The organism is Pseudomonas sp. AM4(2022) (assembly GCF_036346515.1).
GTDB lineage: Bacteria > Pseudomonadota > Gammaproteobacteria > Pseudomonadales > Pseudomonadaceae > Aquipseudomonas > Aquipseudomonas paracarnis.
Genome location: NZ_JAOTNW010000077.1, coordinates 1 through 358, shown reverse-complemented (window position 1 = coordinate 358; position 358 = coordinate 1). Strand labels below are relative to the sequence as shown.

1 protein-coding gene is annotated in these 358 nt (G+C 61.5%); it reads right to left on the bottom strand.

Annotated elements, in window-relative coordinates:
• Nucleotides 1-358: hypothetical protein (locus ODQ19_RS28050; protein WP_330211841.1), on the bottom strand; the 358-nt coding region annotated here is incomplete at both ends.

Here is a 358-nt window from a genome sequence, read left to right as displayed (position 1 = left end):
CCGATAACGCTCGCTTTCACCGACGGCATTGGTCGCGCAAACCAGTCGTCCGTGTTCGTCGTAGGCGTAGGAAACAACGTTCTGCTCGGTCTCCCACACGTAGGGCGCACGCCCTGTGGCGCGATGCACCTGGTAGTCCACCGCGACGATGCGACCCAACTCATAACGCAGCAGCAGCGAACGACCCGCACCGTTATCCAGCCGCTCAATCCGCCCTGAGCGATCCCGGCAAAGGCGCAGGCGGTTGTCATACGCATCGCTGATGGTTGTCAGCACACCGTCGCGAAAGTGGTAGAAACGCGATGCCTGGGCCAGCACCAGCTCATCAGGAACCGAACCCAAGTAGATCGCCGCTTCC